The sequence below is a fragment of the Desulfosporosinus meridiei DSM 13257 genome, assembly GCF_000231385.2.
Lineage (GTDB): Bacteria > Bacillota > Desulfitobacteriia > Desulfitobacteriales > Desulfitobacteriaceae > Desulfosporosinus > Desulfosporosinus meridiei.
The window spans coordinates 4,605,182-4,619,721 of sequence record NC_018515.1 but is presented as its reverse complement, the minus strand read 5'-3'; the positions used below and the strand labels follow the sequence as shown (position 1 = coordinate 4,619,721).

Genomic DNA, 14,540 nt, shown 5'->3' with positions numbered 1-14,540 from the left:
GAAGTACGCAAGGTAGGAATCAGCATGAAAAAAGAGATAACCATCTATCCTCTAACTAGTGCCCAGAAGTCAATCTCAATCATAGATAAATTTTACCATAATCCTAGTTATGTAAATTTAGGGATTACTATACGATTTAAGGGCCAACTGGACAACAATCTTTTGAATAATGCGATTAACCTAGTAGTAATGCAAAATGATGCGTTGCGTACTCGGCTGAAGAATGAATCTAATGATATTTTTCAATACTTTCCGGAATACAATGAGCATCCCGTTGAATTACTGGATTTTAGTTATAAAAAAGGTTTGGAAGATTACTATCAGTGGGCTCAAGATGTCACCACAAGAGCATTTCAATTTTATGATTCCGATCTCTGTTATTTTGCAATGCTTAAGTTTAGTAACAACGAAAGTGGATTGTTTATAAAATGTCACCATATTATTGTAGATTTTTGGGCAATTATTTTATTAGTAAATCAGGTTGCTAAAAATTGTCAACGCTCAGTCAATGAAGCGGTTCTTGAAATTCATGAACCTTCTTATGTTGAATATATAAAAAAGGAAAATAATTATTTATCCTCCTCGAGGTTTTTTACTGACAGGGATTATTGGCAGCGGAAAATCGAAGTGCTGCCCGATACTAATTTGTTTATGAAGAGAGGATCTAGCAGTCTTGAAGCTAGAAGAAAAAGTTACCGTATACCGCTAGAGATTTCTTCAAGGATAAATGAGGTGTGTAACCAAAACAAGATTTCGCCATTTATCCTTTTTTGTTCAGTTTTATCAATTTATTTCTGGAAGAAAGAGGGCCGGGAGCAAATTGTAATCGGTACTACTGTCTTAAATAGAACGACTCTAAAAGAAAAAAATACTATAGGAGCATTTTTTAATAATTTACCTTTTATAGTTGATCTAGATCCTTCTTTAAGCTTTAAAGAATATTTGAATTATTTGAACATTGAATGGCTTACAATGTTGAGGTACAGTAGCTATCCGTATGTAAATATACTCAAACAATTTCGGAAAACACAGAAAGTTAATGACAACTTATTTGATTTTACGCTGACTTTTCTTAACGCAAATCTGGATCCGGGTCAAATAGAATTTGAATTAGAATCCCACTTCAATGGTCAAGAGGTCAATGCTTTACGCGTGAATATCAATGAAATGAAAAGTATCGGATTATTTCATCTAGATTATGATTACTCAACAGATGTACTGAAAGAAGCAGAGATAGAGGATATCAACAGATCTTTATTAAACCTTGTTCAAGACGGTATGAAATACCCTAATAAAAGTGTTGGTAATTTGAATATGTTGTCTGACTCAGAACAGCAGCTAATTCTAAGTATGTTTAACCAAACGGAAATGGAATTCCAACCAGAGAAAACTATCATTCATCTGTTTGTGGAAACCGTAAGAAAGATTCCTGAAAAAATTGCTCTTGTTTTCGAAAATAATCAATTAACCTATCAGGAATTAAATAATAGATCAAATAAATTAGCCAGGTTCTTGTTAAAGAAGGGTGTCGCCAAAGAGGAGATAGTTGGTTTTAGCGTGGACCGATCCTTTGATCTGGTTGTTGGAATATTAGGCATATTAAAGTCTGGAGCAGCTTATTTGCCTATTGATCCCAGCTATCCCCGAGAAAGAATCGAGCATATGTTAAGAGATAGCAATTGTCGCTTCCTCTTGACTAATTGTTCTAACCATAATCACTTGAAGACAGAGGTAGAAGTTATTGATCTTAGTAATTCGGAAATATGGGAAGGCACTGCTGATGGCTTAGTCTGTACCCTGAGGCCCAATGACTTGGCCTATCTTATTTATACCTCAGGATCGACTGGAATGCCTAAAGGTGTAATGATCGAGCATAGGGCTATAAGCAATTTCGTCCATTCTATAACTAAGGAAATTGACTTTACCTATAAGACGATAATTTCAATAACTACTCTATCGTTTGATATATTTTTTATGGAAACATTATTGCCTCTAATTGTAGGTCTGAGAGTGATAATCGCCAATAACGAGGAACTAGCAAGCCCACGCTTGTTGTCTGATTTGATAGTAAGATACCAAGTGGACGTGCTACAAGCAACTCCTGCAAGGCTGAACATAATGCTGAATTCCTCAACTTGCCTAAACCAGTTGTCGCTAATAATGGTTGGGGGTGAAGTTTTCCCTCAATCCTTATTATCAAGGCTTAAAAAGATTACGAAAGCCCAGATCTACAATATGTATGGACCGACGGAGACAACAATCTGGTCTTCAACAAAAAGACTTGATGATGCAGACCAACTTACCATCGGAAGACCTATAGGGAATACCAAGTTTTATATTCAAGATAAATATCAGACGCCTGTTCCCATCGGCATATTAGGTGAAATATTTATCGCAGGGGAAGGCGTTGCACGGGGTTATCTTAACAGGCCTGAGTTAACTAATGAGAAATTTTTATCCAACCCCTTTTTTCCAGGGACGAGAATGTATAAAACCGGTGACTTAGGAAAGTGGCTGGCAAATGGCGAGATCGAATATATTGGGCGAAATGATAATCAGGTCAAAATCAGAGGTTTTCGTATTGAATTGAGTGAGATAGAAGAATGTCTATTAAAAAATGAAGATATTATACAAGCTGTTGTTACCACATATCAACATCTGGATAGGGCATTGCTTTGTGCTTTTCTGGTTGGCAGTGTAGAACTGCCCGTATCTGAGTTGCGACAACATATGATGGGTTACTTGCCTGAATTTATGATTCCCAATCGGTTTATTTGGCTACCGGCACTTCCTTTAACCCCCAACGGGAAAGTTGATCGTAAATCATTGCCAAATCCTACTTGGAGCGAAGATGTTAAGGCTAATGAATATATTGCACCGCGGGATGGTATCGAGCAACGAATGGCTGATATATGGAGTAAAACTCTTAATGTAATTAAAGTAGGAATTGATGATGATTTTTTTGAGCTCGGTGGAGATTCTTTGGCAATTCTAGAAATACTCTCCTCTTCATTATCTGAAGCCTGGAAGATATCTGCCCAAGAATTTTACGAACATCCCACCATCAGAAGCCTTTCTTTAGAAATTAAGGAACGGGATTATGTTACCTATCAAAACAAAAAAACAAGCGTTTACATGAGTCATGTTCCGAGTTATTTTGAAGTCTTAAATCGGTTTATTGTTCAAGGCGAGGTTAACACTGGGAGTATCTTATTAACGGGAGCGACAGGATTTTTAGGTATCCATATTCTGAAAGAGCTTTTAAATAATCAACTGGTGGCTAAGGTATATTGTATTGTGCGAGGGGCAGACTTTGAAAGAAGATTTAGAGATTCGCTTTACTTCTATTTTCCTCAAGTTGCCAGTGAATTGATCAATCAAAAAATCATTCTGGTGAACGGGGACATCACCAAGAAAAGATTTGGACTTCTATCAGATGAGTATCAAGAACTAGTTGGAAATGTAACATCTGTGATCCATGCTGCTGCTATGGTCAAGCATTATGGCAGTTATTCAGATTTTGAACGAATAAATGTTAATGGTACTCAGGAAATAGTTGATTTTTGCCGTGAAAATGATATGCATTTGAGCTTTATCTCTACCACCAGTGTCTCAGGCAACTTTATGAGTGAGAAAGTATTTATAAAAGACTTTACTGAAAATGACTTGTATAATGGTCAGGACTACAAAAGCAATGTTTATGTAAGAAGCAAATTTGAGGCGGAAAGCCTTATATTGGAAGAAGTTGAAAAAGGATTAAAAGCTACAATATTTAGAGTGGGGATCTTAACTAGCCGTATCTCTGACGGACAGTTTCAGGTCAACATTGAAGAAAATGCATTTTATAGAAATTGAAAAGTATCTTTACAATCAGGCTTTTTCCTGAAAATATTCTCGACGAATACATCGAATTCACACCTGTAGATTCCTGTGCAAGAGCAATAATTTCTATATTGCAGAGTAGTTCTCCAAAACTGCTTATATTTCATTTGTTCAACCATAAAACAATTAAAGTAGAAAGTTTCTTGAAAATATTGGAATTATATGGGATGTACATAAAATGTATATCCCTGAAAGAGTATACTGAAGCTATCATATCCCTATCAAAATCTGAAAGTGACCAAGTAGTGATAAATGGAATTGTAACGGATTTGATTATGAAAGGAACGTTAACCCTTACTCCTTCTTTCAACGTTAATTCGTTAAAAACTATTAACTATTTAAAAAGCCTTGATTTTGAGTGGCCTGATTTGACTCATGGATATCTTGGGAAAATTATTGAAAACATGAAACAGGTAGGGTTTTTGCATGAAAACCCAAAAAGTGCAAACTCGAAGTTTGAATAAAAAGAATAAAGAACAATAACCTGATACCCATATACATGGACATTCGGAACGAGTCGCGAAGTTTCCTATGGCGCTTGCAGAGAACCTGAGGTTAAGTGATAAGGAAAAGGTTAATCTATGAAGGGCAGCTATCTTGCATGACATTGGGAAATAAGTATTCCCGATGCTATTTTAAATAAGCCTTCTGCGCTAACCCAAGACGAATGGTCTATCATGAAATCTCATCCTGGACGTGGTGTGGAAATATGTTCTAAGTTAAAATTTGCTCGTGAAATTTTACCAATTATAAAATATCATCATGAGCGTTTTGATGGTAGAGGTTATCCAGAAGGCTTAAAAGGGGGTTCTATTCCATTTTTAGCCAGAATCGTAAGTGTTGCAGATACTGTTGACGCGATTACTTCCCCACGAAGTTATAGATCACAACCAAGAACAATGGAACAGGCAATAGCAGAATTGGAAAGATGTTCTGGTGCCCAGTTTGACCCTGTCCTGGTAGAGCGTTTTATTGGAGTCTATAAATCTAATGCCATTGAACCCTTAACGTGATTGGCGACTATTAGGTTTTGGACAGAATTCACTAGTTAAAAATGTAGGGTGCGTTATGAATAACGCACCCTACTAGTATATTCGCTTCACGCCAGTTACTTCGGCGCTCAGAGAATCTAAGGCAACTAAGTCATCAGGATTTAGCTCTTTTAAGGACGCCTTTCCAAGGGCACGCATGCCTTCTTCCATTTCTAAAACCATAGAGGTTATGACGTTAACGACACTTGTCGCTGCCTGTTCAATATCAAGTTTACCCTTAGAGGGAGAGTCATAAAACACTAATGTCGTAGGAGGCTCCCAGGGTATTACTTTACTGACCTGGCTATGAGTCAGGGCTAGGAGAGGAACAGTAGCCATATAGACTGCATCTGCACCTAGAGCCATAGCCTTTAGACACTCTCCGGGAGTAAAGAACCCTCCGGCAATGATTAAGCTTATCCGGTCTCGGGCGCGTTCTTTCTCCAAAAACCGTACAGCCCGAACTAAAGCAAACAGGCTGGGGATGCCAAAATCATCTTGTTTAATGGGGGTGGTGGCGTGGGAGCCGCCTTGGGCACCATCAATAATAACTGCATCAAACTTTAGTTTAAGTGCAGCCGCCAAATCATCCTCAAGGTGTCCTGTTGCCATAATTTTCAAGGCAATAGGAATGCCGTTAGCTTTTTCCCGTAGACTTTTCATGAAATTAGGCCAATCTCTTTGTTTTTGAACACCGGGAGGTGCCGGAAAAGCAATAGCCATTTCATCAGGGGCTAGGCCCGAGAGTTCTTGCGCCCGACCTTGAAATTCTACGGCATCGATAGTGACTGCCCCCATATCAGAACCTTGCCCCATTTGAACTTCCAACATATCGGCAGAGTCAATTTGTTCCTGAGTCCTAGCCCCCCAGGCCCAGCGGGAAATTTGCAACGTGTATTTTCCTGCTTCCATTCGCTCCTCGGGCAGAAAGGGGCCTTCCCCAGAACAGGTGGAAGTCTTTAGAGTTTTAGCAGCTCTAGCTAAAGCTCTTTTGGCTTCTTCACTGAGTGCTATGCCATAAGCCATTGCCCCAATTATAATGGGGATATCGAGAGTCATGGGCTTATAAGCTTTTGGACCAATAGTTACCTGCATGTCTATCTGAGTACCTTCAGGTAAGGAGAGCCTTGTCATAATCTGTGGAGCAAACATAAGACTATCGAAGCCGGGAAAATGCTTAGGGGAACCAAGAGGCCGGGTTATGATTTTACCATTCTGAGCACGAAGGCCTATTTCCAGAATGTTTAAAACTGAAATTCGTTTTCCTGCTGGCCACAATTCCATGAGATTTTGAGTATATTTATCAGAAAGGAGTCTGTCCGAAAAACCCTTGATCTGCAACCCTATTAGATAGCGCAAAAAGGGTTTCGTAATAAGGATAATTACCAGAAGTAATTGAAGAGCTATCAACAGGATTAATAGCAACAACCAGAATGAACTTGTTATGGTAATCTGCATTTCTTAACCTCGTAACTGACGTTGAATTATTTGCCTTCACTACTTATGAGACTTTGTCGCCCGCCAGACCTTAAAAATGTACCAAGATAAAAGAAGATCCCCCAATGCAAACATAGTCCCACCCAGCACTCGCACGATCAAATAGGGATTAAGGAGCAAATGGACATCCATAAAATCCATACCTAAGACCCGCCAGAGATAAGTCTCTTTGAGGCCAGCAGCCAGTAGAGCTGAGGACATGATTATCAGGCCAATATTGAGAATTATCACGGCCAGAACTCCGCCCTTATACTCTTTGAGTGTTGGTTCACTCCCTTGGCTCAGGACATAATAACACCCTGCTAAGACTACGAATCCTAAGCTTCCGAATAAGGCTAAATGAGCATGACCAGATGTAAAATACGTTCCGTGCATATAAAGATTAACCCAAGGTATGGTAATAAATAAGCCTAGAAGTGATGCACCCGTAATATGATAAAACACGCTGCTAAGCAACAACCACAGAGTAAGCTTTTCTCGCCGACTGCGAATTTTTTTTGATTTTAAACCTTTATAAGTCATATGTACCAACATGCCCACAGGAATAACCTCTACTAGACTTACTAACGAGCCCAGTACTAACCAAACGGCAGGAAACCCGATCCAGTAATAATGATGTCCGGTACCATACAACCCCCCGACTATTGCTAAAGCAGCCTCTAAATAAAGCCATTTTTCAATTTGTGTACGATTGGCTAGGCCAGAAACAATGAAAAAGGTGGCAATAAAACCTACGGAAGTCAATTCAAAGGCCATTTCCTCCCATAAATGAACAACCCAGAACTTGGTTGCTTCATCTACGATTGGGTTGCTGAAAGTGATTGTGTTAGGCAGCAACAGCAACAACAGGAAGATCATTCCTACAGTCATAGTCGCAGCAGCAGGAGTAATGTTTTGTCTATCTGTTAATAAGGTTCGGATTAGATTGTATGAGGCCAGTGTCAATGCCAGACATATGCCGAGGTAAAAAATGGGTTTCCCTTCGAGGAATTCTCGGCCATTACCTAGTCTTAGGGCTAGGGTTCCAAAGATAGAGAGGGTAAATAACATGACTACCCAGTATTGCCAGCGGGCTAACCTGGGAGAATGGATCTCCCGATTAAGCTCAGCCGTGATGAAAAAGTAAACCATACCCATAGTACCGATGAGTGGCCAAAAATCTGCCAGAGCCAGATGAATTGCTCTTCCGTACTCAAAGGGGATAGGCGAAGGCAAATCGGATATCACTAAATCCAGTGCTCCCATCAAGGCCACAACGCTTTGCAGGGCAAATAAGCATACTGCGGATAAACAATACCTACGACTAATTACTTGGGCCAAAAATTTCTGCTTTGAGGCAATGGATTGATTCATGAGTCATCCTCCACTTGTTCTTGTTGAGGAGGCCATCCCAAAGTGGGTATAGTGTGTACAAATTCCAGATAGTTCACTAAGTTCTCGGCATCAATTTCATCCAAGGCCGGGTGACGGGCGTATTTATGAGGGCGCATAACAGGAGCCTGAACAAGATAGTTGATAAGGTATTCAGAAGTCTCCGTAGCGGTAATGTGTGTTAAATCATCTGCTTCATAGCCACCATGACCAAATAAAGTGTGACAGCTGACGCAGTTGTTTTTTTGCCAGATGAGCTTTCCAGCCACAGCTTGTTCCGGCATGGAAGCTGGGAGCCTTGCTGAAATTAAGGTAATTCCTACAAATAATATGAAGGACGGGATGCTTAGTAATAACAGAGTGCGTAACTTCAAAGAGGTTTCCTTCCAATTCTCTAGAGTATACATGGTAGTATTTTACATAATGGCAATACTATACATTTTTTAACGGGAAGGTTCATAAATCTCAAATACTATTGAATCCTTAAGCTCAGTGAGCTGGGATTCCAGCTGGAAAAAAGGGTGAATATAGGCCGGAGTAAGTATTCTTAATGCTCGATGTATACTCCTATAAAACTTACTACTTATTGGCAGGATATATAAAAAATTCGTAGAACGCTTGACGAGGGGTTGAGCTCCCCCCTCCATAATTGTAAGAATCCACTGTGCGAAATGCTCAGAGAGTTCTTACCCTTTACTTTGCTAGTTTCACTGAGTTATTTCTTTATTTTTTTACCCGCAAGCCCACTTCGTCATTACTATTGGCGAATTGCGATTTGATATTACCAGTATCTTTCACAAGAATCGTATTATGTTATTGGCAATATTCATTTCTGGTGCCTCAAATCATATTTGGAATAAAAAGAATGGATCTTGTAGAAAGGAGGTAGATTGAATGGTACAATATAGTAATAACCATGTGCGAAATATATGTAATGGGGGCTTCATATGAGGGGAAAAGGGCTGATTCTATTCGTAGTAGCAGCAATGTTGCTACTCCTTCCCGGGTGTAATCTCATTCATCATGACAAAGAACCACTGGATCCTTCGAAACCGGTTACAGTTATTGTATGGCATTATTATAATGGTCATATCAAAGATACATTTGACGCCTTAGTGGCAAATTTTAATGAAACAGTAGGAGTGCAAAGAGGGATCGTCGTGGACGCACAAAGTTTAGGCGATGTAGAGCAACTTGCCAACGCAGTTTACGACGCTGCCAATAAAAATATTGGTTCTCAACGGTTGCCGGATATTTTTATGGCCTATCCCGACAATGCCTATCGAATCCAAACGGTTACCGAACTGGCAAATCTGGAGGAACTTTTCTCTAAAGAGGAATTAGAACGATACAGAGCAGAGTTCTTGAAGGAGGGGCGCTTTGGAAAAGAACAGCATTTGAAGATTCTCCCCATCGCCAAATCTTCTGAAATATTGTATGTTAACAAAACATTTTGGGACAAGTTTTCTCAAGAAACAGGTGCTGATATCCAAAAGTTGAAGACCTGGGAAGGCTTAATCGAGATTTCTAAATTGTATCGGGAACATACAGGCAAAGCATTCCTAGGTATCGATTCCAGCGCAAATTATATGCTTCTATCCGGAATGCAGCTGGGAACGGAAATCTACAGCTTTGAAGATGACTCAGTTCGCCTGAATTTTACTGAAAACGTGGCCAAGACTATCTGGGATTACTATTATATTCCTTACATAAAAGGTTATTTTGAAAAGAGTGGCCGTTTCAGCTCTGATGACGCAAAAACCGGCACTGTGCTGGCTTATACAGGTTCTACGGCTGGATCCGGTTACTTTCCCACGGAAGTGACGGTGCAGCAGGATGAAGTTTATCCCATTGAACCTATGACATTGCCTTATCCTTATTTTAGCAAGGGTAAACCCTATGCTTTTCAGCAAGGTGCTGGGATGTGTGTGACTAAGAGTGACAAGGCCCATGAGTTTGCTGCCGGGGTCTTTCTCAAGTGGTTTACGGAACCCTCACAAAACATCGAGTTTGCAGTTTCCACCGGTTATTTCCCGGTTATGAATGAATCGCTAAATGGGAAGCTGCTGCAGGAAGAACAGACAAAAATAGGTTCAAGCAATAGAGCTATCCCGGAGATGATAGACTCGACTCTTCAAATGTTTCAAACACACATCTTATATTTCAATAAACCTTTTAAGGGAAGCTATGAGATGCGATTGCTTCTGGAAAGTAATCTGTTCAATAAAATCACACGGGATCTGGAATTGTTGGATAAACGTGTCGCAAACGGAGAAGAGCGCACAAAAGTTATTGATTCTTTAGTTTCAGATTCTCAATTTGACAGGTGGTATGAGCAAATAAAAAAAGAAGGGTCTTTGATCTTGGGTGAGTGATGAAAGAAAAGCTTGTAATGAAGAAAATTGGGATGGATAAAAAATCAATATTATTTCGTATGACCAGTTTTGTTATTGTATTGATAGTTATTCAAGCAATTCTTTTGACAGGAACCTTGATAGCAGGAGGGGTGCTCAGTCAGGCCCAAGAGAATGCTTACCAGTCATTTTATGACAAAGTTCACAATCGTAATGATAGTGTCCAGAGGGAAATGAAAAACCGCTGGACTAATATGACACCCTTTATCAATAAGTTTTCCAGAAATCTCTCTGATACTTCATCGAGTAAGGCCTTTTTCGATGAATCAATTGACGAATTGATTAATATGCTGAGGACGACTCAGACCACGGGTGCCTTTATTATTTTGAAAAAAGAAGAATCGGAAAAGTATCCTGCCCTGTATATTCGTGACTATGATCCACTTTGGAATGATTATACAAGTAAAGATTTATACCTGCTTCTTGGGCCTTCAGATTTGGCAAAAAAACAAAAAATACCAATGGATCAATCCTGGAAATATGACATGAAATTTGATGAAAGCAACAGAGAGTTTTTTGAAAAGCCATTTTCTAAGGCTCCTCTAACCTTTAATGCCAACTTGTTGGGCTACTGGAGTCCTCCTTTTAAACTTTTTCCTGATGATTTGCCGATAATAACATACACAATGCCGCTTTTTGATGCGGATAAAGTTTTACGAGGTGTCATTGGTGTAGAAATATCTGTGAATTACTTTGATCAATTTTTACCCGCCATAGACTTACAGCCCAGGGATTCAATGGGCTATTTGATCGGCTACAGCAATGCAGGAGCTAACAAAATTGAGCCGATTTTAATGGTCGGTGCCTTACAAAAACGGATGATCAGAGCAGAGGAATCATTCGCCTTGACTGAAGTTGATAAGAATCGAAATATTTATCGTGTAGAAAATCACAATAGTGAAGAAAAGATATACGCTTGTCTGGAACGAATAGGACTTTATAAATTCAATACACCCTTTGAGGAAGAGTCTTGGTACTTAGTAGGCTTAATGACAGAAAATCATCTTCTTAATTATGTCCATAAAATCCAACAAATCCTAGGAATGTCCCTATTGGCATCCATTGCAATTGGAATAGTTGGAGGGTATTTCATCAGCTATCGATTCACAAAACCAATAACTCAACTTGTTAAGCAGGTGCGAGAAAGCGCTAACAACAAAGCACTTAGGCTTAACCCAACGGGGTTGACCGAAATTGATGGTTTGTCCAGCGCAATGGAAAATGCCAATAATGAATTGCTTGAGTCTACCGTCAAGATGTCAAAAATAATCGATTTGGCTGATTTCCCAATTGGTGTTTTTGAAATTAAACGTGATTCCAGCCATGTGTTCATGACGGATCAATTGCCATCAATTCTTGAAATAGACAGTGCTCTCATGTCTGAGATTATTCAGAATAAAGAGAAATTTATAGCACACATTAAGCAAAAACTCAATAATCCAGAAAAAGAGGATGAGAATGTTTACCAAATAGGTGCGGATCCCACTAAATATGTCAAAGTGAAGTTGGTAAAAAACGAGAATAGTACTATGGGTGTTGTAAGCGATGTAACACAAGAGATTCTGGAGAAAAACAAGATTAAAATGGAACGGGATTATGATCCCCTGACCATGATATATAATAGAAAGGCAGTTCAACGCCGCATTGAAAATATTATAGAAAGCGCCAGTTCACAGGGCACGGCCGCACTAATCATGTTTGATCTTGACTATCTTAAGCAAATCAATGACACTTATGGGCATCAATGGGGAGACTCGTATATCAACAGAGCGGTATTACATCTTTCTAAAATAGGAGGAAAATCCAGTGTTTTAGGGAGACGTTCCGGAGATGAATTTGTTCTTTTCCTATTTGGCTTTGAGGATAAGGATGCTATAAGGATGGAGATGGATAACTTTTACGAGGGCTTGACTAAAGATTTAAACGCATTTCCAGACGGTTCCCTCAAGCCAATAACGATTTCAGGCGGACTTTTATGGATTGAGGACTGGACCCTTAAGTACGATGATCTTCTGAACAAAGCGGATCAAATATTGTATGAAGCAAAAAGTAGAAAAAAAGGTTATTATGTTGAGAGCGCCTAGACAACGCTCTTATTTTTGTGGAAATTCAAACCCTAAATTCTTGCGGCAACTTCTTTATTCTGCTTGAGTGGGTTGCATGGAAAAAATAAACCCTGCCATATGACAGGCAGGGTAACAGATAGTGTTAAGTTCAATAAGAATGGCCCAATGTTTTTCTGAAGCTAAGAATCACTTGATCCCGTAACCATACTGGCTATAGAGCACTGGGGAGATTGGTGGACAAGTCTGATATTTTTTCGAAAGCGCTCATACCTAAAACAACAATATTCCAGAAAATCTTCGCCATTGTAATGTCTGATTAAGGCCCAAACTGTCCAAAGTAAATCTTGGGCCATCATAAACCCTTTTATTTTAAGTTCCTCCATTGTGGTAAGTGAATAGCCAAAGTAGTTTTGGACTAAATACTGGATAGCTTCTTCGGTTAGTTTTGATTCAAGAATATAGGCTGCTACATCCCAGCAAGGATCGTTCATTCCGGAATATTCCCAGTCGACCAAATACGTTCGGCCATTGCCATCCATAATAAAGTTTTCCGGCACTGTGTCATTGTGACATGGCGTAAGAATTGTACTTTCGATATTTTTTTGGACAAAGAAGATTAGCTGTTCCTTTAAGTATTGATAGTCAAAGAAAAAACTCCCGTGTAATTGTTGGATGATCCCTTCGTACTTAGAAAGCTCCTTTTGCCAATCAAAATGATTTGTAAAACCTCTGGGAAAGGAATGTATTTTTTTCATGATGCTGCAGACCGAATCCAAGTTGCGGAAAGAACCGGGATCGGCCTGAGCCATATTACAGCTATTCTTTATATAGGTACTTATCTTGATTCCGCTTGATTCATCAAAAAAAATGCAATCAGAGTTCACACCTAACTCTGAGGCAATATGGTTATTGACCCTTTCAATCTTACGATCAATAATTTGTTCGGTCATACCGCCAGGCTGCCGGATAACATACTCGATACCATTAATAACCATTATATAATTGTAGTTAGTAAGCCCGCCGGCAAATCTTGATTTGTCGAACACAATTTTTTCGTCGTGAAAAGCCTGTCGCAGCTTTTCTTGAACCAATTCTTCCATTTCCATACATATCTCCACCAAGTTTAATTGAACTTGGATTTTGTGATTATTTGTAATTAACTTTAGCAAAAAAAAATAGCAAAATCAATGCATTTGGAATGCTGTATTCCTATGGTTAAACTAAGCTAGTTAAATTTAAATTGTACAAGATTTTAAAAAGCAGTAAAAACCATTATAGTTATTGGTTTTACTGCTTTTTAAATAACAATTTTGCAAGTATTGATTGTTATCCTACGCCAGGTCATAAGTTTATATTCTTATGTAACCCTTTTATTTACTTTGTACATAGGGATGTTTAAAAGTTATGACAGGGCAATCCAAGAATATTAGTCAATAAAGTGCTAGAAACAATTATAAGTCCAATAAAATATTTTTGCTGGATATAATAATGCAATTAGACATATTGATTCTTCAAAAAAATAATATGCCTATGCGATATTATAAAAGTACATAATTTGTTGAAAAAGACAATAATGCGACAATCCTTGTGCGTTAAATTATAGAAAAGTGGGGTTGTTTCGATGAAATACTTTGGGGAAGAAGCACTTGGTCTTGTGGAAACGAGAGGTATGGTGCCGGCAATTCAAGCAGCAGATGTTATGTGTAAAGCAGCTGATGTTGTTCTTGTTTCTTATGAAAATGTTGGTTCGGGACTTGTTACAGTGATGGTTAAAGGGAGCGTAGCCGCAGTGAGATCAGCTGTAGAAAGTGGTGCAGCGGCAGCAGCAGCCATAGGCGAAGTGACAGCCTCCCATGTGATGCCACGTCCCGTCAGTCGGGTAGGTAAGATTGTTTCGGTTCATGACATTGATGAAGAGTGACATTGTTTTTTGGAAAGGGGAGTCCGCGTGGACACAAATGGTGCCTTAGGGTTCATAGAAACGTATGGCCTGGTTTCGGTGCTGGAGGCTGCAGATGCAATGTGCAAAGCAGCAGATGTGGAATTAGTAGGATATGAGAATGTGGCTTCCGGTTTGATTTCTGTAGTAATTCGCGGCGATGTGGGTGCGGTGAAAGCAGCAGTTGAAGCCGGCGTTAAAGAAGCTAGCAAAGTCGGAAAAATCTATTCCTCCAATGTCATTGCCAGGCCGCACCCTGACGTTGAAAAAATTATCGCCAGATATGTTCTTGATTGGTAAAAGGGCACTTGAGTAATATAATTCAGCCGTTGGAAAGGGG

The 14,540-nt window shown here is 39.2% G+C and carries 11 protein-coding genes; 7 read left to right on the top strand and 4 right to left on the bottom strand.

The annotated features are described in order from the left end of the window. Positions 1-24 precede the first annotated feature (24 nt). The 3 genes from DESMER_RS21205 to DESMER_RS22695 all read left to right on the top strand — a co-directional run bounded on the left by DESMER_RS21205 (position 25) and on the right by DESMER_RS22695 (position 4,895). On the top strand, positions 25-3,855 hold the full coding sequence (locus DESMER_RS21205) for a non-ribosomal peptide synthetase (protein ID WP_014905116.1): 3,831 nt from the start codon (positions 25-27) through the stop codon (positions 3,853-3,855). Beyond that, positions 3,852-4,346 (top strand): hypothetical protein, encoded by a 495-nt coding sequence (locus DESMER_RS22700; protein WP_052314861.1) that lies wholly within the window; start codon positions 3,852-3,854, stop codon positions 4,344-4,346. Before DESMER_RS21205 ends, DESMER_RS22700 begins: the two co-directional genes overlap by 4 nt. A gap of 150 nt (positions 4,347-4,496) precedes the next feature. Further along, a complete protein-coding gene (locus tag DESMER_RS22695) occupies positions 4,497-4,895 on the top strand; it encodes an HD domain-containing phosphohydrolase (protein ID WP_083856525.1) in 399 nt (132 codons plus the stop codon). Positions 4,896-4,967: 72 nt separating this feature from the next. Here DESMER_RS22695 and DESMER_RS21195 read toward each other — a convergent pair whose 3' ends face one another. Genes DESMER_RS21195 through DESMER_RS21185 form a run of 3 tightly spaced genes read right to left on the bottom strand, consistent with a single transcriptional unit; the run spans position 4,968 to position 8,155 of the window. After that, a complete protein-coding gene (locus DESMER_RS21195) occupies positions 4,968-6,371 on the bottom strand; it encodes an FMN-binding glutamate synthase family protein (protein WP_014905115.1) in 1,404 nt (467 codons plus the stop codon). 39 nt (positions 6,372-6,410) lie between these two features. Further along, the gene (locus DESMER_RS21190) at positions 6,411-7,763 is read right to left on the bottom strand and encodes a cbb3-type cytochrome c oxidase subunit I (RefSeq protein ID WP_014905114.1); all 1,353 of its coding nucleotides are present in this window, start codon (positions 7,761-7,763) and stop codon (positions 6,411-6,413) included. Beyond that, on the bottom strand, positions 7,760-8,155 hold the full coding sequence (locus tag DESMER_RS21185) for a c-type cytochrome (protein ID WP_042334092.1): 396 nt from the start codon (positions 8,153-8,155) through the stop codon (positions 7,760-7,762). The genes DESMER_RS21190 and DESMER_RS21185 overlap by 4 nt, the downstream gene beginning before the upstream one ends. A gap of 573 nt (positions 8,156-8,728) precedes the next feature. Between DESMER_RS21185 and DESMER_RS21180 the strand changes: the two genes are divergently transcribed. Both DESMER_RS21180 and DESMER_RS21175 read left to right on the top strand, forming a co-directional pair. Further along, on the top strand, positions 8,729-10,156 hold the full coding sequence (locus tag DESMER_RS21180) for an extracellular solute-binding protein (protein ID WP_014905113.1): 1,428 nt from the start codon (positions 8,729-8,731) through the stop codon (positions 10,154-10,156). Then, on the top strand, positions 10,156-12,279 hold the full coding sequence (locus DESMER_RS21175) for a diguanylate cyclase domain-containing protein (protein WP_014905112.1): 2,124 nt from the start codon (positions 10,156-10,158) through the stop codon (positions 12,277-12,279). The genes DESMER_RS21180 and DESMER_RS21175 overlap by 1 nt, the downstream gene beginning before the upstream one ends. 161 nt (positions 12,280-12,440) lie before the next feature. On the opposite strand, the gene DESMER_RS21170 is transcribed toward DESMER_RS21175, so the two are convergent. After that, positions 12,441-13,367 (bottom strand): choline kinase family protein, encoded by a 927-nt coding sequence (locus DESMER_RS21170; RefSeq protein WP_014905111.1) that lies wholly within the window; start codon positions 13,365-13,367, stop codon positions 12,441-12,443. A gap of 515 nt (positions 13,368-13,882) precedes the next feature. Between DESMER_RS21170 and DESMER_RS21165 the strand changes: the two genes are divergently transcribed. Both DESMER_RS21165 and DESMER_RS21160 read left to right on the top strand, forming a co-directional pair. Continuing rightward, entirely contained in the window at positions 13,883-14,182 is a 300-nt protein-coding gene (locus DESMER_RS21165; RefSeq protein WP_014905110.1) for a BMC domain-containing protein, read from the top strand. A 27-nt stretch (positions 14,183-14,209) separates the two neighbouring features. Further along, complete coding sequence (locus DESMER_RS21160; protein WP_014905109.1) at positions 14,210-14,500, top strand: BMC domain-containing protein; 291 nt, start codon at positions 14,210-14,212, stop codon at positions 14,498-14,500. Positions 14,501-14,540 lie beyond the last annotated feature (40 nt).